The organism is Janthinobacterium sp. FW305-129 (assembly GCF_020858115.1).
Classification (GTDB): Bacteria; Pseudomonadota; Gammaproteobacteria; order Burkholderiales; family Burkholderiaceae_D; genus Janthinobacterium.
Genome location: NZ_JACYMM010000002.1, coordinates 534,852 through 553,255, shown reverse-complemented (window position 1 = coordinate 553,255; position 18,404 = coordinate 534,852). Strand labels below are relative to the sequence as shown.

Sequence of the window (18,404 nt, the reverse complement as noted above, 5' to 3'; positions counted from 1 at the left end):
TAAATCCGTTTATCTTGTGTAGATTGGCACGAATATGGGTTCGGTCTGACTAGAGGAAATTTATGGAAGTATTTGCCTACCTGATTCCGTATGGCCTTGAGTGGCTGAACCTGATCGTCCGCTGGCTGCACGTCATCACGGGCATCGCCTGGATCGGTGCTTCCTTTTATTTCGTCTGGCTCGACAACTCGATCCGCCCGCCCGCGCCCGGCTCCGAGCTGGCGAAGAAGGGCGTGTCGGGAGAATTGTGGGCCGTGCATGGCGGCGGTTTCTACAACCCGCAAAAATACCTGGTGGCGCCGGCCGAACTGCCGAAGGAGCTGCACTGGTTCAAGTGGGAAGCGTATTCGACCTGGCTGTCCGGCTTTGCGCTCTTGACGATTGCCTACTACTTCAATGCGCAGGCCATGATGATCGACAAGGCCGTGGCCGATATCTCCAGCGGCCAGGCCGTCGGCATCGGCATCGCCACTCTCGTCATCGGCTGGACCGTGTACGACCTGCTGTGCAGGTCAAAACTGGCGCAATATGAGCTGTGGTTCGGCGTGACGGTGTTCGCGCTGATCGTCGGCGCCGCCTATGTGCTCACGCATCTGCTCAGCGGGCGCGCCGCCTATATCCACGTTGGCGCCATGATCGGTACCATCATGGTGGCCAATGTGCTGATGCTGATCATTCCCGGCCAGCGCAAAATGGTCGAAGCCATGGCCGCCGGCAAGCTGCCCGATCCCAGGCACGGCATGAAGGCCAAGCAGCGCAGCGTGCATAACAATTATTTTACGTTGCCTGTGCTGTTCATCATGATCAGCAACCACTACGCGATGACTTACCGTAACGACCACGCGTGGCTGGTGCTGGCGCTGATCATGGCGGCCGGCGTCTTCATCCGACATTTCTTCAACCTGCGCCACAAGGGAAGAGTCGAGTGGCGCTATCCGGCCCTTGGCGTGGCCTTGCTGGTGGGCGTGGCCGTGGCCATCGCGCCGAAGGCGCCCGTGGCCAGCGCGCCCGTGGCGGACCCCGCCGCCCAGTTCGTGGCCGTGCATGCCATCATCGCCCAGCGCTGCGCCACCTGCCATTCGGCGCACCCGACGCAAGCCGGTTTCGCCACGGCGCCGGCCGGCATGATGCTGGATAATGAAACGGAGATTCGCCAGCACGCGGCGCAAATCTACAAGCAGGCCATCGAATTGAAGGCCATGCCAATCGGGAACCTGACGAATATGACGGAGGCCGAGCGCAGCGAACTGGGCGCCTGGCTGCAACAGACCATGCAAGGAGCAAAATGACTACGCACGCGGAAAAAATCACGGCCTGGATTGACGACCACTTCGACGAGGAGATCGCCTTTTTACAGCAGGTGGTGCAGCAGCCGACGGATACGCCGCCGGGCAACAACGCGCCGCACGCGGAGCTGGTCGCGCAGCTGCTGCAGGCGTATGGCTGGAACGCGGAAAAGCACGCCGTGCCGGCCGATCAGGTGGCAGCCTACGGCATGCAGAGCATCACCAACCTGATCGTGCGCCGCCCATATGCGGCAGGCGGGCCGACGGTGGCCCTGAATGCGCATGGCGACGTGGTGCCGCCCGGCGACAACTGGACGTATCCGCCATATGGCGGCCAGATCGACGGCGGCTATATCTATGGCCGCGCGACGGCCGTGTCGAAAGGCGATTTCGCCACCTATGTGTTTGCCGCGCGCGCCCTCGAAGCGTTGGGCATTCCATTGAAGGGCCAGCTCGAGCTGCACTTCACGTACGACGAGGAATTCGGCGGCTTGCTGGGACCGGGCTGGCTGCTGGAACAGCAATTGACGAAGCCCGATTTCGTCATCGCCGCCGGTTTCAGCTACGGCATCGTCACGGCGCACAACGCCTGCCTGCAGCTGGAAATCACCGTGCACGGCAAGTCGGGCCACGGCTCGATGCCGGAAACGGGCCACGATGCGCTACAGGCGGCTAACAAGATCCTGAACGCCATCTATGGCCAGCTGCCGGAGCTGAAAAAGATCAAATCGAAAGTGGCCGGCATCGACTCGCCCACCATGCTGGTGGGCCGCATCGATGGCGGCACGAATACGAATGTGGTGCCGGGCAAGGTCGTCATGAAGATGGACCGCCGCATGATTCCCGAGGAAGATCCGGTGGCGGTGGAAGCGCAGGTGCGCGCGCTGATCGAAGACGCGGTGCGCGGCGAGCCGGGCATCCGCGTCGAGATCCGCCGCCTGCTGCTGTCGCACGCGCTGCGGCCCTTGCCCGGTTCGGAGCAACTGGTCGGCAGCTTGCAAAAGAACGCGCAAGCCATCCTTGGCGAAACGATTCCCGCCGTCGGCACCCCCCTGTATGCGGATGCGCGCCTGTATGGCGAGCGGGGCATCCCCGCCGTGCTGTATGGCGCCGGCCCGCGCACGGTGCCCGAATCGAATGCGAAGAAGGCCGACGAGCGGCTGGCGCTCGATGATTTGCGCAAGGCCAGCAAGATCGTCGCCCTGACCCTGCTCGACTTCCTGGCCGCCTGACTGGGCGGCGACCATGCCGCTGGCATCCGGTAAGATGCATGCCTGGGAAATCGGGGAGGCAGCATGGATGTGATTGGCAAGAAGACGATAAGGGAACTGGCGGCCGACCTGGTCGCCGGCCGCATCACCAGCGTGGCACTGACACAGCAGATGCTGGCACGCGCCGAGGCGCACCGGGCGCAGGGCGGCTTTGCGTATGTCAGCCTCGATGGCGAACAGGCGTTGGCCGAGGCCCGCGCCAGCGATGCGGCGCGCGCCGCCGGCTGGGTGCCTTCGCCGCTGGCCGGCATCCCCGTTTCGATCAAGGACCTGTTCGACGTCAAGGGGCAGGTCAGCAGCGCCGCCTCGCTGGCGCTGGCCGGCGGGCCGCCCGCCGATGTGGATGCTGGTGCCGTGGCGCGCCTGCGCGCGGCCGGCGCCGTTCTGCTGGGGCGCACCAACATGAGCGAATTCGCGTTTTCCGGTCTGGGCTTGAATCCCCATTACGGCACGCCGCGCAACCCGCACGACGGCGCGCGCGTGGCGGGCGGCTCCACCTCGGGCGGCGCCGTGACGGTGGCGCTGGACATGGCGGCCGGAGCGCTGGGCACGGATACGGGCGGCTCGATCCGCATTCCGTCCGCCTTTTGCGGCTTGACGGGCTTCAAGCCGACGGCCGCTTCCGTGTCGCTGGCCGGCGCCGTGCCCTTGTCGCGCTCCCTCGATTCGGCAGGGCCCATCGCGCACAGTGTCGATTGCTGCGCCATCCTGTACGCTGCCTTGTCTGGCAAGGAGGTCGCCGACGGCGTATCGGCATTAAAGGGCTTGCGCTTCGGCTTTACCCTTGACTACGTCGGCACGCACGTGGAGCCGCAGGTGCAGCGGGCTTTCGACGCCGCGCTGGATAAGCTGCGGCAAGCCGGCGCCCTGGTGGAACGGTTCGATTTTCCCGAATTGCTGGAACTGCCCGGTATCAATGGCGGCGGCGGCCTGGTGGCAGCGGAAGCCTGGCACTGGCACAGGGCGTTACTGGAAGAGAAGGGCGCACAGTACGACCAGCGCGTGGCGGCGCGCATCCGCCGCGGCCAGCAGCAGGGCGCAGCGGACTATATCGACGTGCTCGACGCGCGTGCGCGCCTGATCGCCATCGCGCAGCAGCGTCTGGCGCCGTTCGACGCCTGGCTGATGCCCAGCGTGGCTATCCTTGCGCCGGAAGTCGCGCCGCTGGAAGCGGACGACGCCACCTTCTTTGCCACGAACGGCCTGGTGCTGCGCAACGCCAGCGTGATCAACTTCCTCGATGGCTGCGCGCTGTCGCTGCCTTGCCATGCCGACGGCGAGCTGCCCGTGGGGCTGGGCATCTGCGGCCTGGCCGGCGCCGACGATACGGTGCTGCAAATCGGCCGCGCCGTGGAGGCGTTGCTACGGGGGAGCGGAAAAGAATAGTGCCATAGTGCAGGAAGATGCCAATTCTGTCATGATGGCTGGCATTGACATGGGATAGTCGCGCTTCCCCGCGCCGGCAAACTTCACACTGTGCACCGATACGACCTGATTAGCTGTCATGACTGCGGCGTGCTGTACCGCAAACGTCCGCTGCGTCCCCGCGAAAAGGCGCGCTGCATCCGTTGCCGCTCGGTGCTGTACCGCGGCGCCCACGTGCGCGGCGCATCGGCCGAATTGAGCAAGGTGGTGGCGCTCACGCTGGGCGCCGCCTTTGTCTTCCTGATCGCCCAGTTTTTCCCCATCGTCGAACTCGACGTCAATGGCCTCACTTCCAGCGCCACCTTGCTCGGCTCCATCCGCGTGCTGTGGTACGAGCAGATGCACATCGTGGCGACGATGGTTTTCCTGTTTACCATCCTCTTTCCCGCCATCGAACTCGGTTCCCTGCTGTACGTGGCGCTGGGGCTGCGCGGCGGCGTCAAGGTACCGGGATTCAACCGCGTGCTGCGCGCCGTGCAGACGGCGCGCGAATGGGGCATGACGGAAGTGCTGATGATCGGCATTCTGATCACCGTCGTCAAGATGACCAGCCTGGCTACGGTGCTGCCGCAACCTGGCCTGTTCGCGTTTGGCGCGCTCACCGTGCTGCTGGCCATCGTCGTCTCGTTCGACCCCAAGGCCCTGTGGAACCTGGGCGACGACCTGACCCGCCAAGCGCTGCCCGGCATCCGCTACAAGGCTTTCGCGCCCGGTGAAAAGGTGGTGCCCTGCCATGCTTGCGGCCTGGTGGCGCCGCCTGCGGGCAAGGGCAGGCATCTGGCGTGCGTGCGCTGCGGCACGGCCCTGCACGTGCGCAAACCGGACAGCATCAACCGCACCTGGGCCTTGCTGATCGCCGCCATGATCCTCTACATTCCCGCCAACCTGCTGCCCGTGATGGTGACGCAATCGCTGTTCGGCGCGCAGGACGACACCATCATGAGCGGCGTGGTGCTGTTCTGGACCAGCGGCTCGAAGGGCCTGGCCATCATCATTTTCATCGCCAGCGTGGTCGTGCCAATGTTGAAACTGGGCGTGCTGGCGCTGCTGGCGTTCACGGCGCAGCGGCGTTCGCGCTGGCGGCCGCGCCAGCGCACCATCCTGTACCGCATGGTCGAATTCATCGGCCGCTGGTCCATGCTCGACATCTTTGTCGTCACCCTGACGGTGGCGCTGGTGCGCTTCAAGTCGCTGGCCGTGATCACGGCCGGACCCGGCGCGCTGGCCTTCGGCGCGGTGGTGGTGCTGACCATGCTGGCGGCGATGCAGTTCGACCCGCGCCTGATCTGGGACCCTGTCGATGGGCAGGTGCCTGGCGAGGAAGAACCCGTGGTGGTGGCAAATACCGGAAACAATACAGTGATTGGAGAACAGCATGTCTGACAAAGAAGCGGGCGGCCTTGCCGAAACGGGTGGCCGTCCATTGCCGGAACCCGATGTGGAACAGGGCAGCCGCTGGCTGCCGTCGCTGGTGTGGCTCATCCCGTTGCTGGCCGCGCTGATCGGCGCCGGCCTGGCCGCCAAGTCCATCCTCGACCAGGGACCCACGGTGACGGTCAGCTTCAAGAGCGCCGAAGGCCTGGAGCCGGGCAAGACCAAGGTCAAGTACAAGGACGTCGATATCGGCCAGGTGCGCGCCATCACCCTGGGCGACGACTTGAGCAAGGTGCTCGTGACGATCGACATGAGCAAGGAGGCGCGCCGCTTCGCCACCGCCGATTCGCGCTTCTGGGTGGTGCGCCCGCAGATCGGCGCCAGCGGCGTGACGGGCCTGGGCACCTTGCTGTCGGGCGCCTACATCGGCGTCGACACGGGCAAGTCGGAACAGAAGAAAGAGAACTTCATCGGCATGGAGAGTCCGCCCGCCGTGGCCGGCGACCAGAAGGGCAAGCTGTACACCCTGCATGCGGACAGCCTTGGCTCAGTCGACGTGGGCTCGCCCCTGTTCTTCCACCGCCTGCGGGTGGGTAAGGTGGTCAGCTTCGCGCTGGACAAGGATGGCAACGGCATCACCATGTCGGTCTTCGTGAACGCGCCGTACGACCAGTTCGTCGGCAAGGATGCGCGCTGGTGGCATGCCAGCGGCGTCGACGTGCGCCTCGATTCCAATGGCTTCAAATTGAATACGCAATCGCTGGCCGCCATGCTGGTGGGCGGCATCGCCTTCGAGGCGGAAAACGGCCGCAAGCCCGTCGAACCGGCGCCGGCCGGCACCAATTACCGCCTGGCGGCCGACGAGGCGAGCGCCATGCGCGAGCCCGATGGCGAGGCCATCACCACCGTATTCTATTTCGACCAGTCCCTGCGCGGCTTGCAGCCCGGCGCCACGGTGGATTTCCGCGGCATCGTGCTGGGCGAGGTGCGCTCGGTCGGCATCGAGTTCGACCCCGTGAAGAAGAACTTCCGCATGCCCGTCACCGTCAATCTGTACCCGGCCCGCCTGGGCATGCGCTTCAAGGCGGCCGTCGACGATGAGGAAGGCTCGGCCGGCCACCAGCTGCTCGAACGCATGGTCAGCCGCGGCTTGCGCGCGCAGCTACGCACGGGCAACCTGCTCACCAGCCAGCTGTATATCGCGCTGGACTTCTTCCCGAAAGCGCCGAAGGTGGCGCTCGATCCGAACAGGTATCCGCTGGAAGTGCCGACCGTGCCGAACACCCTCGATGAATTGCAGACGCAGATCGCCAGCATCGCCCGCAAGCTCGATCAGGTACCGTATGCGGAGATCGGCAATAACCTGAACGCCACGATCAAGCAGGCCAATGTGTTGTTCAAGCAGATCGACGGCCAGGTGGTGCCGGAAATGCGCGACACCCTGACGGCGGCGAAGCAGACCTTTGGCACGGCCGAACAGGTGCTGCAGAAGGATTCGCCGCTGCAGTCGGACGTGCGCCAGGCCTTGCAGCAGCTGACGCAAACCCTGCAATCGCTCAATGCCCTGTCGGATTACCTGGAACGCCATCCCGAGTCCCTGATCCGCGGTAAAAAAGGAGATGAAAAAAAATGATGAAGCCGATGTTTGCCGCGCTGCTGGCGGCCAGCCTGCTGGGCGCCTGCTCCACGCCCCAGCCCGAGCATTTCTATACGCTCAGCGGCGGCGCCGACGCGCAGCCGGCCAAGCCCGTGAAATACTATGTCGAGGTGCTGGCCGTCAGCGTGCCGCAGCAGGTGAGCCGCAACCAGTTCGTCGTGACGGCGCCGTCGGGGCGCATCGAATTGCTGGAGCAGCAGCGCTGGGCGGGGCCGCTGGCTGGCGAGATCGGACAGGCCCTGTCGACGGCCGTGACGAACGACCTGGGCGCCATCGACGTGTTCCGCACGCCGCATCCGGACAATCTGCCCGTGTACCGCATCAGCACCAATGTGCAGCGTTTCGAGTCCGTGATGGGCCAGTATGCGCTGATCGATGCCGTGTGGAGCGTGCGCCAGCTGGCCAGCGGCAAGGTGGTCACTTGCCGCACGATCGCCAATGAAAAGGTGGGCGCCGGCTATGATGAACTGGTGCTCGGTCACCGCCGCGCCGTGAACCGCATCGCCGCCGATGCGGCCAGCGTCGTGCGCGCTTTTGACAACGGCAGCGCCGCCTGCCCGGCCGCCTGAGCCGCTTTCCGCTACCCAGTCCCGGCGGCCGCTGGTAAAATGCGGCCATGGGAATGACCTTGTTCACGCGCCGCTTTGCCGCCTGGATCGCCTGTTTCGCGATCCTGCTGGCGGCGCTCGCGCCATCGATTTCCCAGGCCGTCGCCAACGCCAAGCAGGAATCCGGCTCCGGCTGGGCGGAAATCTGCTCGGTGGCCGGCATCCGTTTTGTGCAGCTTGATCAGGCCGATGACGGCGCCGCCGATGGCAAATCCGGCGGCAAGGCCATGCAGATGGAGCATTGTGCCTTCTGTTCCACGCATGCGGGTTCCGTCGGCCTGCCGCCGGCCAGCCCCGTGCTGCCGCTGCTTGTGGCCAGCGGCACGGCGATTTTCCCGGCCCTGTACTACCAATCCCCATCCCCGCTGTTCATCTGGTCCACCGCGCAGTCGCGCGCGCCGCCCCGTCTCATTTAAGTTTTTGCATTTTTAGTACTTGCCCTGCGCGCCTTCCAGTGCGACGGGGCAGCATCCGCACACTTAAACGAGAATCACATGAACAAGAAACTGTTGGTGCTGGCCTTGGCCGGCACCGTGGCTTACCCCTGCGCGCGGGCGCAATCCGATCACGCCATCGACACCGTCGTCGTTTCCGGCTCGCGCGCGCAATCGTGGCTGTCCGAGACGCCGCAGGCCATCGGCGTCGTCAACGCCAAGACCCTGGAGCGCGACAAGCCCAGGACCATGGGCGATATCCTCAACCGCATCGCCGGCGTGTACTGGAATGACCTGGGCAACGAGCAGCACAGCATGAGCATCCGCCAGCCCATCGGCACGAATGCCGTCTACCAGTACCTGGAAGACGGCATACCCATCCGCCCGCTGGGCGTCTTCAACCACAACTCGCTCAACGAGATGAACATGGCGGGCGCCAGCGGCGTGGAAGTGGTAAAGGGCGCCGCCTCGTCGCTGTACGGCAGCAATGCCGTCGGCGGCGCCGTGAATTTCCTCACGGCCGGCGCCAGCGCCACGCCGACGGCCAAGGTGGGTGTGCGGCGCGATAATGTGGGCGGCTTCACCCGCTACGACACGTCCGCCAGCGATACCTGGGGGCCGCTGGGACTGCGCTTTTCCCATTACAGTTCGCGCCGTTCGCGCGACAACTGGCAAGAGTACAGCTATGGCGACAAGGATTCGTTCTCGCTGCGCGCCGACTATGCGCTCAGCCCCACCTCGCAGCTGCGCGCCACCATCGTCCACACGGATCTCGATGCGGCCATGACGGGCAGTCTGTTCGAGAACGATTACCGCAGCAATCCCGGCAAGAGCCTGAACACTTTCACCTATCGCAAGGACAAGACCACGCGCATGAATCTGGCGTGGGAGGGCGCGACGACAGCGCATGGCACGAGCACCGTCACCGTGTTTACGCGCAAGAACGACCATGGGCAGATTCCCGCGTATTCCATAGGAAGTTGCGTGGGGCTGAAGTGCAAGGGCGTCATCAACAACAACCACGTCGATTCGCTGGGCCTGGATGTGAAACACCAGCAGGAATTCTCGTGGCTGCGTTCGCGCCTGATCGCTGGCGTGTACGTGGACAGGAGCGACAATTCCTTTGTCAGCGACAATCTGTCCATCGTGCGCGATGCCGCCACAGGGCGCTACCTGCGCTATACGCTGGCCAATGCGGCCAATCCGCAAGGCGTGCGCGACTACCAGACGGACATTTTGAACACGGCCGTCTTCGCGCAGTGGGAATGGTCTCCGCTGGCGGGCACGCGCGTGGTGCTGGGCGGCCGTTCGGACGCCATCCGCTACGATTACCACAACAAGGTGGCGCCGGGCGGCAGCGTCAATTACGGCGCGCCCGACGAGTCGCGCAGTTTTTCGCACGCGAGTCCGAAGCTGGGCGCCACCTACGCCATCGGCCATGCGGGCAGCGCGTATGCGAACGTCAGCCAGGGCTTCACGCCGCCCGAAGTGAGCCAGCTGTATGGCAAGACGGGCATCGCCGATTTGCAGCCGTCCGTCTACAACAACTATGAACTGGGCTTGCGCTGGGCCTTTTTGCAGGGCCGCTTGAAACTCGACACGGCCCTGTACCGCCTCGATGGGCGCGACACCATCGTCAGCTACACGCTCTCGCCGGGCAACAGCGAAAACCGCAATGCGGGACGCACGCGCAGCGAAGGCCTGGAGTTGGGCCTGAACTACGACGGCGGCCCGTTCGACGCGCGCTTCGCCACGGCCATCGCGCGCCACCGCTACCTGCGCTATCAGGTCTCCGCCAGCCTCGATTACAGTGGCCGCACCATGCCGCAGGCGCCGCGCGACATCACCTCGTTCGAGATCGGCTACAAGCCCGTGACGGGCGCGCGTATCGCACTCGAAGCCGTGCACCAGGGCCGCTACTGGATGAACAATGCCAACACGGTGGAGTACAAGGGCCACGCCTTGCTGAACCTGCGCGCCAGCTACCAGCTTGCGCGTGGCCTGGACGCGTGGGCGCAGGTACGCAATGTGGCCGATAAGCGCTATGCCGATTCGGCCAGCAGCAGCTATGCGGGCACGGGCAGCTATGCGCCGAACAGCCAGAACCAGTACACGCCCGGTGCGCCGCGCAGCGTGATGCTGGGCCTGGCCTATACCTATGGCGGAATGTGAGGATGGCCATGGACGACGCAACCTTTCTTGTCGCACGGCGCAAAAGCCTGTACTGGCGCATCCACTTCTGGGCCGCGCTGATCGCCTCGCCGTTTGCCCTGGTGGCCACCCTGACGGGCATCTTGTATGTGTTCACGCCGCAGATCGAGGCCAGGCTATACCAGCACCTCGACCATGTGGCGCCGCAAGCGTCCATGCTGCCGCTGGACGCCGCCGTGGCGGCAGCGGAGCAGGCGGCGCCGCGCGGCTGGACGGTGCAGCACGTGGTGCCGCCGTTTCAGCCGGACGATGCGGTGCCGGTGGCGTTCGCGCCGCCCGGCGGCGCGCAGGATGAACATGCGGGCCATGGCGGGCATGCCGCACCGGTCAAGCCAAAATTCGGCCTGCCGGCGCAAGCCGTCATCGTGTATGTGAATCCCTACGATGCGCGCGTCTTGGGCAGCCTGGCCAGCAGTGAACGCTTCGGCAACTGGGCGAAAAAGCTGCATTCGCGCCTGCTGCAAAACGATGGCTGGCGCTGGATGATCGAGCTGGCGGCCAGCTGGCTGATGGTGATGCTGGTGACGGGCGTGGTGCTGTGGTGGCCGCGCGGCGCGCAAACGGGTTTGCCGAAGCGGGGCGCGCGGGGCCGCAATGGCTGGCGCCAGTGGCATGCCTTTCTTGGCGTCGCGCTCGGCATCGTCAGCGTCGTGATCCTGACGACGGGCCTGACGTGGAGCCAGCAGGCGGGCGCGCGCATCCGCGTGCTGCGCGACGTCAGCGGCCAGGCGCCGCCGCCCGTGCCGCGCGGCCTGCACTCGACCGAGGAGGGCGCTCCGCTCGACTGGCAGGATGCGTGGCGGGTGGCGCGCAGCCATGCGCCCGCCATCGCCGTGCAGCTGACGGCGCCGGCCAGCCAGGACGATGTGTGGCGCGCCACCATGGCCGACCGCAGCCAGCCCACCCTGCGCTTCGACCTGCAATTCGATGCCTACAGCGGCAAGCCTTTGTACTATGCGGGATGGGACGCGCAGACGGCGTTCGGCAAGGCCACCGCCATCGGCATCCCCTTCCACCGTGGCGAATTCGGCTGGTGGAACCAGGCCTTGCTGCTGCTGTTCGGCGCCAGCGTGCTGTTCTCGCTGGTATCGGGCTGGCTGATGTTCTTCAAGCGGCGCCTGCCGGGCTCGCTGGGCTTGCCCAAGCTGCTGCCGGGCGCCTGGACCTCGCCGTCCGCGCTGGCCTGGCTGGTGGCGGCCGGCATGTGCGCGCTGATGCCGCTGCTGCTCGTTTCCGGCTGCATGCTGATGCTGCTGGAACTGGGGCTGGCAAAATGTGGGCCGCGTGTCGGCCGGATGTGGCTGCGCTAGAATAAGGGGCGCGGCCAGGTGCGTTGCCAAGGGCCGCCCCTTTGCCTTGGCTGAACATGATATTCATCGACTTCCCCGCCCTGTCCACGCTGGCCGCCACGTCGGCAGGCGTCACGCAAAAATGCAGCTGCTGCGCCGTCCTGCTCGATGCCTGGCAGCGTCTTCCCACCTCGCTGGAGCTGGACCGCTTTGAAGAAATCGGCACCCTGCGCGAAGATCCGTACGAGGAACCGACGTTTGCCGAATACCACCCGCAGGGCACGCGCTATGACAGCATCGATGCGCCTATCGCACCCCGTTACTATCCCGCCAACCTGAGCCAGGTGGCGCGCTGCCTGGACTGCGGCCGCCACTACCTGCGCTACAACGAGGCGGGCGGCTATTTCACGGAACTGCGCATCCGCGCGCTGCGCCCGGCATTGCTGGCCGACGCGCCGCTGTCAGCGTGAGGGCGACAGGCTTTCCTTGACGTGCGCGATGCCGTGTTCATCGTAGATCGAATACACGGCGGCGAGAAGGTTTTCCAGTTCCGGCGAGCGGTCCATATGCCGCATGCTGAATAAAATGGGCGAGAACGCATGCTTGTCGTCCAGCTTGCGGTACACGACGTTCCGGTGATGCATGGCTTGCACGCTTTCCGGCACGATCGAAACGCCCTGGCCAGCCGCCACCAGTCCCATGGAAATCTGCAGCTCCCGCACTTCCGTGACGGGACCGGGCGTGACATTGCCTTCGCTGAACATGGCCAGCACCTGGTCGGCAAAGCTGGGGCGCGGTGCTTTCGGATACACGAGCAGGGTTTCATGCACCAGCTCCGTCAGGCGCAATCCGCCTTCTCCTTTGGCCAGCCTGTGACCGGGCGGCAGGGCCACCACCAGCCGCTCTTCGCGCAGCAGGATGCGGCGGATGCTGGGGTCTTCGCTTTTCAGGCGCCCGAAGCCCACGTCGATGCGGCCTTCCTTCAGGGCCTTCAACTGCTGCACCGTCGTCATTTCATGCAGGGTCACGTCGACCTCGGGATGGCGCTCGCAAAAGCGGTGCACGATGTCGGGCAATTCGCCATACAGGGTCGAGGCGACGAAGCCGATCGACAGCGTGCGTTCCAGCTTGCCCACGCGCTGCGTCATCGCCTGCAGGTCGCGCACCTGGTCGAGCAGGGGCCGCGCATGGGCGAGGAAAAACTCGCCCGCTTCCGTCAGCCGCAAGGGCCGCGAGCCCTTTTCGATCAGCGCCACGCCCAGGATTTCTTCCAGTTGCTGCATCTGCCGGCTCAACGGCGGCTGCGCGATATGCAGGCGCGCGGCGGCCCGCGTGAAGTTCCTTTCCTCTGCGACCGCAACGAAGTAGCGCAAGTGCCGTAATTCCATCTTCATACCTTTCAGGTATAGGTTTGATACCAACTCGGTGTTGGACGTGGCCGCATTGGGGGCATATCGTATGCTCACTCCACAGAATTATACGGAATAAATATGATTCAAAATATCGAGACCTACCTGGTCGATGTGCCAACCATCCGCCCGCACCGGATGTCCGTCGCCACCATGAATACGCAAACCCTGGTGCTGGTGCGGCTGCGCTGCGCCGACGGCATCACGGGCTGGGGCGAGGCGACCACCATCGGCGGCTTGAGCTACGGCGGCGAAAGCCCGGAAAGCATCAAGACGAATATCGATACCTATATCGCGCCGCTGCTGGTCGGCATGGAAGCGAGCGAAGTGGCCAAGGCCATGGCCAGGGTGCGCAAGGTCATCCAGGGCAACCGCTTCGCCAAGTGCGCGATCGAGACGGCGCTGCTCGATGCGCAGGCGCGCCGCCTGAACGTGCCCCTGTCGGAATTGCTGGGCGGCCGCGTGCGCGATGCGCTGCCCGTGGCCTGGGTGCTGGCCAGCGGCGACACGGCACGCGATATCGCCGAAGGGGAAAAAATGCTGGACCTGCGCCGCCACCGCATCTTCAAGCTGAAGATCGGCCTGCGCGACGTGATGGACGACGTGGCCCACGTGCTGGAGATCAAGCGGGCGCTGGGCGAGCGGGCCAGCGTGCGCGTCGACGTCAACCAGGCCTGGAGCGAGACGGACGCCGTGCGCGGCATCGCCGCGCTGGAAGCGGGCGGCATCGACCTGATCGAACAACCGGTGAAGGCGGGTAACCGCGCCGCGCTGGCGCGCCTGAAGCAGCGCTTCGACGTGGCCATCATGGCCGACGAAGCCTTGCACGGCCCCGCCGATGCGCTGGCGCTGGCCCAGGCCGATGCGGCCGACGTGTTTGCCGTCAAAATCACCCAGTCGGGCGGCTTGCTGCCCGCGCTGGAAGTGGCCACCGTGGCGCGCCTGGCGGGCGTCGGCCTGTACGGCGGCACCATGCTCGAAGGCGGCGTCGGCACGGCCGCCACGGCCCACGTCTGCTCGACGTTTGCCGAACTGGCCTGGGGCACGGAATTGTTCGGGCCTTTGCTGCTGACGCAGGAAGTCTTGCGCGAGCCGCTCGTGTACCGCGACTTCATGCTGCAGGTGCCGACGGGCCCGGGTCTGGGCGTCGAGATCGATATGGACAAGCTGCATGCGATGCAGCGTCAATAAGGGAGAAATCATGTTATTCCATGTACGCATGAACGTGAACCTGCCGTTGAACATGCCCGCCGAGCAGGCGGCGCAGCTCAAGCAAACGGAAAAGGAACTGGCGCAGCGCCTGCAGCACGAGGGCAAATGGCGCCACCTGTGGCGCATCGCCGGCCAGTACGCCAACATCAGCGTCTTCGACGTGGACAGCGTGGACGAGCTGCATAATTTGCTGACCTCGCTGCCGCTGTTCCCCTACATGCAGATCGACGTGATGCCGCTGTGCCGCCATCCTTCGTCGGTGCGCGGCGACGATTCCTGAGGAGACCGGCGATGACGCAGACAGGCAATGACACTGCCGGGAAAACGTGCGAGGTGGACGGTATCGGCCTGCATTACCGCACGGATGGCGAGCGCGCCAAACCCTGCCTGGTCCTGTCGAATTCCCTCGGCACGGACCTGTCCATGTGGGAGGCGCAGGCGGCCGCGCTGGCAAGCGACTTTTTTGTCGTGCGCTACGACACGCGCGGTCATGGCCAGTCCGCCAGCGGCAGCGCGCCGTTCGGCATCGGGCGCCTGGGCCTGGACGTGGTGGCGCTGCTCGACCACCTTGATATCGCGCGCGCTGCCTTCTGCGGCATTTCCATGGGCGGCTTGATTGGCCAGTGGCTGGGCATACACCAGCCGCGGCGCCTGACGCAGCTCGTGCTGGCGAATACGGCGGCGCGCATCGGCGGCGCCGCGCCGTGGCAGCTGCGGGCGGAGCACGTTCGCCGCGACGGCATGGCCGCGGTGGCCGGAAGTGCCGCCACGCGCTGGTTCACGCCGCAATTTATCGCGCGCGAGCCGGATACGGTGGCGCGCCTGGTCGGCATTTTGCGCAGCCAGGATGCCGGCGGCTACGCGGCCTGCTGCGAGGTGCTGGCCCAGGCGGACTTGCACGCCGGCGTCGGCACGATCAGCGTGCCGGCCCTGATCATCGCGGGCGAGCACGATCCCGTGACCACCCTCGACGACGGCCGCTGGCTGCAGCGGCAGATCGCGGGCGCCCGCCTGGCAAGCGTGCCCGCCTCGCATATCTCGAACGTCGAGGCGGCGGACTTGTTTACAGAGCAGTTGCGGACTTTTTTGTTGTGAGGCTTGCTGTACCGTATAGGTATGGCAGGAATTTGACTTCCCCCTGAGCACCGCCACCGGCTCGTCCGGCATGCGGCAGGGGAAGCTTTCTTGAAAAATAATAATAAGAAAAGCAGACTTGGAGTAGACGGATGGAAAACAGATTGATCATCATCGCTGCGATCACGGTGGGCTATTTCGCCCTCATGTCGTACATTACCTACAGCGTGCGCAAGCATGCCAACAGCGCCGAGGGCATGACGGCGGGCGGGCGCAATTATCCCGCCTACCTGATCGGCGCACTGTTATTATCGGAATTTATTGGCAGTTCCGTCAGCATCGGCACGGCCCAGAAGGGTTATGAGCTGGGCATTTCCGCCGCCTGGAACCTGGTGGCGCTGTCGCTGGGCTTCTTGCTGCTGGCCATCGTGCTGGTCAAGAAATACAAGGAAAGCGGGCAGTCGACGATTTCCGGCATCCTGGCGCAAACGTATGGCGAGCCCGTGCGTTATGCGGCGTCCATCCTCACCATCGTCGCGTTGAGCATCGTTGCCGTGGCCCTGTATGCGAGCGGCGGCGCCGTGCTGGCGGCCGTGTTGCACATCAACAAAACCGTCGCCATCTTGCTGGTGGGCGCCATTACCGTGATCTACGTCAGCCTGGGCGGCATGCGCTCGGTCGTGTACACGAATTTTGCCCATTCCATCGTCAAGTACCTGGGCGTGATCCTGGCGCTGGCGTATGCGCTGGAAGCCTCCGGCGGCATCGGCGCGCTGCAGGCGCAATTGCCGGCCAAGATGTTCAACTGGGTCGAGATCGGCTGGGGCCAGATCATCGCCTGGATGATCGGCGGCATCGGTTCCATCTTCGCCACGCAATACGTGATCCAGGCCCTCGTCAGCACGGACAACCCGGCCGTGGCCAAGCGCGCCTGCTATTACGTGTCCTCGCTGATGATCCCGTTCGGCCTGATGGCGGCCCTGATCGGCATGTGCAGCGCCGTGCTGTATCCGGGCATGAAGTCGATCGATGCTTTTCCTGCCCTGATCGCGCACATGCCGGCGTTTTCCGCCAGCATCATGATCGTCGGCTTGGCCGGTGCCTTGTTCGGCGGCATTTCCGCCACCACCCTGGCGTCGGCCACGCTGGCGATGAAAGACTTTTATGATCCCTGGTACAACAAGGCGAAGAACGATGCGAAATCGCTGATGTTCCTGCGCATCGCCATCGTCGTGGCCGGTTTGCTGCCGCTGGTGCTGGCGCTGTATGCGGAAAAACTGCTGATGATCGCCTTCCTCGGCAAGGCCCTGCGCGCCACCCTGGCCGTGCTGGTGCTGATGGCTTTCTATGCGCCGAAGTTCGGCACGCCGCGCGGCGCCTTCGTCGGCGTGATCGTTTCCGTGATCGCCACCATCGGCTGGTTCCTGGCGGGCAATCCGTACGGCGTCGACAGTTCCTACCTGGCGCTGGCTGGCCCGCTGCTGACCATGGGCATCAGCCATCTGTTCAAGCCGGCGCACGCTGTGGCGAAGCCGGCATCGTCGTCGCGCCTGTAGTTTGCCCCAACCCTCAGACCAGCCCCGTCATGTAATAGATGGTAATGACGAGGAACACGGCCACCGTCTTGATGACGGTGATGCCGAAAATGTCGCGGTAGGACTGGCGGTGCGTGAGGCCCGTGACGGCCAGCAGGGTGATCACGGCGCCATTGTGCGGCAGGGTATCCATGCCACCGCTGGCCATGGCCACCACGCGGTGCATGACTTCGAGCGGAATGTGCGCCTGTTGCGCGGCCTGGATAAAACTGTCCGACATGGCCGCCAGCGCGATGCTCATGCCGCCCGAGGCCGAGCCCGTGATGCCGGCCAGGGTGGTGACGGAGACGGCCGCGTTGACGAGCGGATCGGGCACGCTGCGCAAGGTGTTGCTGACGGCAAGAAAACCGGGCAGCGCCGCGATGACGCCGCCGAAACCGTATTCGGACGCCGTATTCATGGCCGCCAGCAGTGCGCCGCCCACGGCCGCCTTGGTGCCTTCGGCAAAGGCGGCGCGGATGCGCCCGAAGGCGGTAATGCACACGAGCAAGATTCCCAGCAGTAGCGCGCCTTCCACGGCCCAGATACCGGTCACGGAAGCGATCGACGTGGACACGGGCGCATGCAGGCCCGGCAGGGCCTCGGCGGTGAGCACGTAGCTGGCGCCATACCAGTGGGGGATCAGCTTGGTCAGCGCAAAGTTGGCCACGCCCACCAGCACCAGAGGCGCCACCGACAGCAGCGGATGGGGCAAGTCGCCCGCGTCGGCCGTGGCCTTTTCGGCCTCGGCCCCATACCCTTCGCCCGTCGCCATGACGGAGCGGCGGCGCCATTCGAGGAAAGCCAGTCCTATGATCACCGTCAGCACGGCGCCTATCGTGCCCAGCCACGGTGCGGCCCAGCCGGTCGTATTGAAAAAGGTGGTGGGAATGATGTTCTGGATTTGCGGCGTGCCCGGTAAAGTATCCATGGTGAACGAAAACGCGCCCAGGGCGATGGCGCCCGGCATCAGCCGCTTGGGGATATTGCTCTGGCGATACAGTTCGGCCGCAAACGGATACACGGCAAACACCACCACGAACAGCGACACGCCGCCATAAGTGAGTGCGGCGCACACGGCGACGATCACGGCATTTGCGCGCGCGCTGCCGATGTAGCGAATGGCCGCCATGACGATGGCCTGCGAAAAGCCGGACAGCTCGATCAGCTTACCGAACACGGCGCCGAGCAAAAAGACGGGGAAATACAGCTTGATGAAGCCCACCATCTTTTCCATGAAGATGCCGCTGAAGACGGCCGGCACGGCCGATGGATCGGTGAGCAGCACGGCACCGAGCGCGGCGACGGGCGCAAACAGGATCACGCTGTAGCCGCGGTAGGCGGCCAGCATCAGGAAGGCCAGTGCGGCCAGAACTATCAGGAAAGACATCGGTCAGGCCCTTGCTCGAGAAGTGATCAGGATACTAATGATGCAATTAGTATCATACTTCCCGGCAACACGCCAACGCGTGGGTCAAGGACTGGTCGGGGTGAGAGGATTCGAACCTCCGGCCTCTGCGTCCCGAACGCAGCGCTCTACCAGGCTGAGCCACACCCCGCTTTCCTTTATTACAGCAGAT

16 protein-coding genes and 1 tRNA gene are annotated in these 18,404 nt (G+C 64.9%); 14 read left to right on the top strand and 3 right to left on the bottom strand.

The window, feature by feature from the left end:
• Positions 1-62 precede the first annotated feature (62 nt).
• From IGS61_RS06105 to IGS61_RS06060, 10 genes are all read left to right on the top strand, one after another.
• Positions 63-1,289 carry a urate hydroxylase PuuD gene (locus IGS61_RS06105; RefSeq protein ID WP_230538783.1) on the top strand — a complete coding sequence of 409 codons (1,227 nt, stop codon included), beginning with the start codon at positions 63-65 and terminating at the stop codon, positions 1,287-1,289.
• Positions 1,286-2,518, top strand: a complete 1,233-nt coding sequence (locus tag IGS61_RS06100) for a M20/M25/M40 family metallo-hydrolase (RefSeq protein WP_230538782.1) — start codon at positions 1,286-1,288, stop codon at positions 2,516-2,518. Before IGS61_RS06105 ends, IGS61_RS06100 begins: the two co-directional genes overlap by 4 nt.
• Before the next feature lie 63 nt (positions 2,519-2,581).
• Complete coding sequence (locus IGS61_RS06095; protein ID WP_230538781.1) at positions 2,582-3,943, top strand: amidase; 1,362 nt, start codon at positions 2,582-2,584, stop codon at positions 3,941-3,943.
• Positions 3,944-4,072: 129 nt separating this feature from the next.
• Positions 4,073-5,365 (top strand): paraquat-inducible protein A, encoded by a 1,293-nt coding sequence (locus IGS61_RS06090; RefSeq protein ID WP_442908029.1) that lies wholly within the window; start codon positions 4,073-4,075, stop codon positions 5,363-5,365.
• Complete coding sequence (locus IGS61_RS06085; RefSeq protein ID WP_230538779.1) at positions 5,358-6,989, top strand: PqiB family protein; 1,632 nt, start codon at positions 5,358-5,360, stop codon at positions 6,987-6,989. Before IGS61_RS06090 ends, IGS61_RS06085 begins: the two co-directional genes overlap by 8 nt.
• Positions 6,986-7,582, top strand: coding sequence for a PqiC family protein (locus IGS61_RS06080; RefSeq protein WP_230538778.1), 597 nt, complete (start codon positions 6,986-6,988; stop codon positions 7,580-7,582). The genes IGS61_RS06085 and IGS61_RS06080 overlap by 4 nt, the downstream gene beginning before the upstream one ends.
• Before the next feature lie 47 nt (positions 7,583-7,629).
• Positions 7,630-8,037 (top strand): DUF2946 domain-containing protein, encoded by a 408-nt coding sequence (locus IGS61_RS06075; RefSeq protein ID WP_230538777.1) that lies wholly within the window; start codon positions 7,630-7,632, stop codon positions 8,035-8,037.
• Positions 8,038-8,115: 78 nt separating this feature from the next.
• On the top strand, positions 8,116-10,227 hold the full coding sequence (locus tag IGS61_RS06070) for a TonB-dependent receptor family protein (protein ID WP_230538776.1): 2,112 nt from the start codon (positions 8,116-8,118) through the stop codon (positions 10,225-10,227).
• Between the two features lie 8 nt (positions 10,228-10,235).
• The gene (locus IGS61_RS06065) at positions 10,236-11,576 is read left to right on the top strand and encodes a PepSY-associated TM helix domain-containing protein (protein ID WP_230538775.1); all 1,341 of its coding nucleotides are present in this window, start codon (positions 10,236-10,238) and stop codon (positions 11,574-11,576) included.
• A gap of 56 nt (positions 11,577-11,632) precedes the next feature.
• The gene (locus IGS61_RS06060; RefSeq protein WP_230538774.1) at positions 11,633-12,025 is read left to right on the top strand and encodes a hypothetical protein; all 393 of its coding nucleotides are present in this window, start codon (positions 11,633-11,635) and stop codon (positions 12,023-12,025) included.
• Here the strand turns inward: IGS61_RS06060 and IGS61_RS06055 are convergent.
• Positions 12,017-12,943 (bottom strand): LysR family transcriptional regulator, encoded by a 927-nt coding sequence (locus IGS61_RS06055; protein WP_230538773.1) that lies wholly within the window; start codon positions 12,941-12,943, stop codon positions 12,017-12,019. The genes IGS61_RS06060 and IGS61_RS06055 overlap by 9 nt on opposite strands.
• Positions 12,944-13,045: 102 nt before the next feature.
• Between IGS61_RS06055 and IGS61_RS06050 the strand changes: the two genes are divergently transcribed.
• From IGS61_RS06050 to IGS61_RS06035, 4 genes are all read left to right on the top strand, one after another.
• Entirely contained in the window at positions 13,046-14,155 is a 1,110-nt protein-coding gene (locus IGS61_RS06050) for a muconate/chloromuconate family cycloisomerase (RefSeq protein WP_230538772.1), read from the top strand.
• Between the two features lie 10 nt (positions 14,156-14,165).
• Positions 14,166-14,456 carry a muconolactone Delta-isomerase gene (gene catC / locus IGS61_RS06045; protein ID WP_230538771.1) on the top strand — a complete coding sequence of 97 codons (291 nt, stop codon included), beginning with the start codon at positions 14,166-14,168 and terminating at the stop codon, positions 14,454-14,456.
• An 11-nt stretch (positions 14,457-14,467) separates the two neighbouring features.
• Complete coding sequence (gene pcaD / locus IGS61_RS06040; RefSeq protein ID WP_230538770.1) at positions 14,468-15,271, top strand: 3-oxoadipate enol-lactonase; 804 nt, start codon at positions 14,468-14,470, stop codon at positions 15,269-15,271.
• Between the two features lie 131 nt (positions 15,272-15,402).
• Positions 15,403-16,806 carry a sodium:solute symporter family protein gene (locus IGS61_RS06035; RefSeq protein WP_230538769.1) on the top strand — a complete coding sequence of 468 codons (1,404 nt, stop codon included), beginning with the start codon at positions 15,403-15,405 and terminating at the stop codon, positions 16,804-16,806.
• 13 nt (positions 16,807-16,819) lie between these two features.
• Here the strand turns inward: IGS61_RS06035 and IGS61_RS06030 are convergent, their stop codons facing one another.
• Entirely contained in the window at positions 16,820-18,214 is a 1,395-nt protein-coding gene (locus IGS61_RS06030) for a GntP family permease (protein ID WP_230538768.1), read from the bottom strand.
• A gap of 92 nt (positions 18,215-18,306) precedes the next feature.
• Positions 18,307-18,383 (bottom strand) — tRNA-Pro (locus tag IGS61_RS06025).
• Between the last annotated feature and the right edge of the window lie 21 nt (positions 18,384-18,404).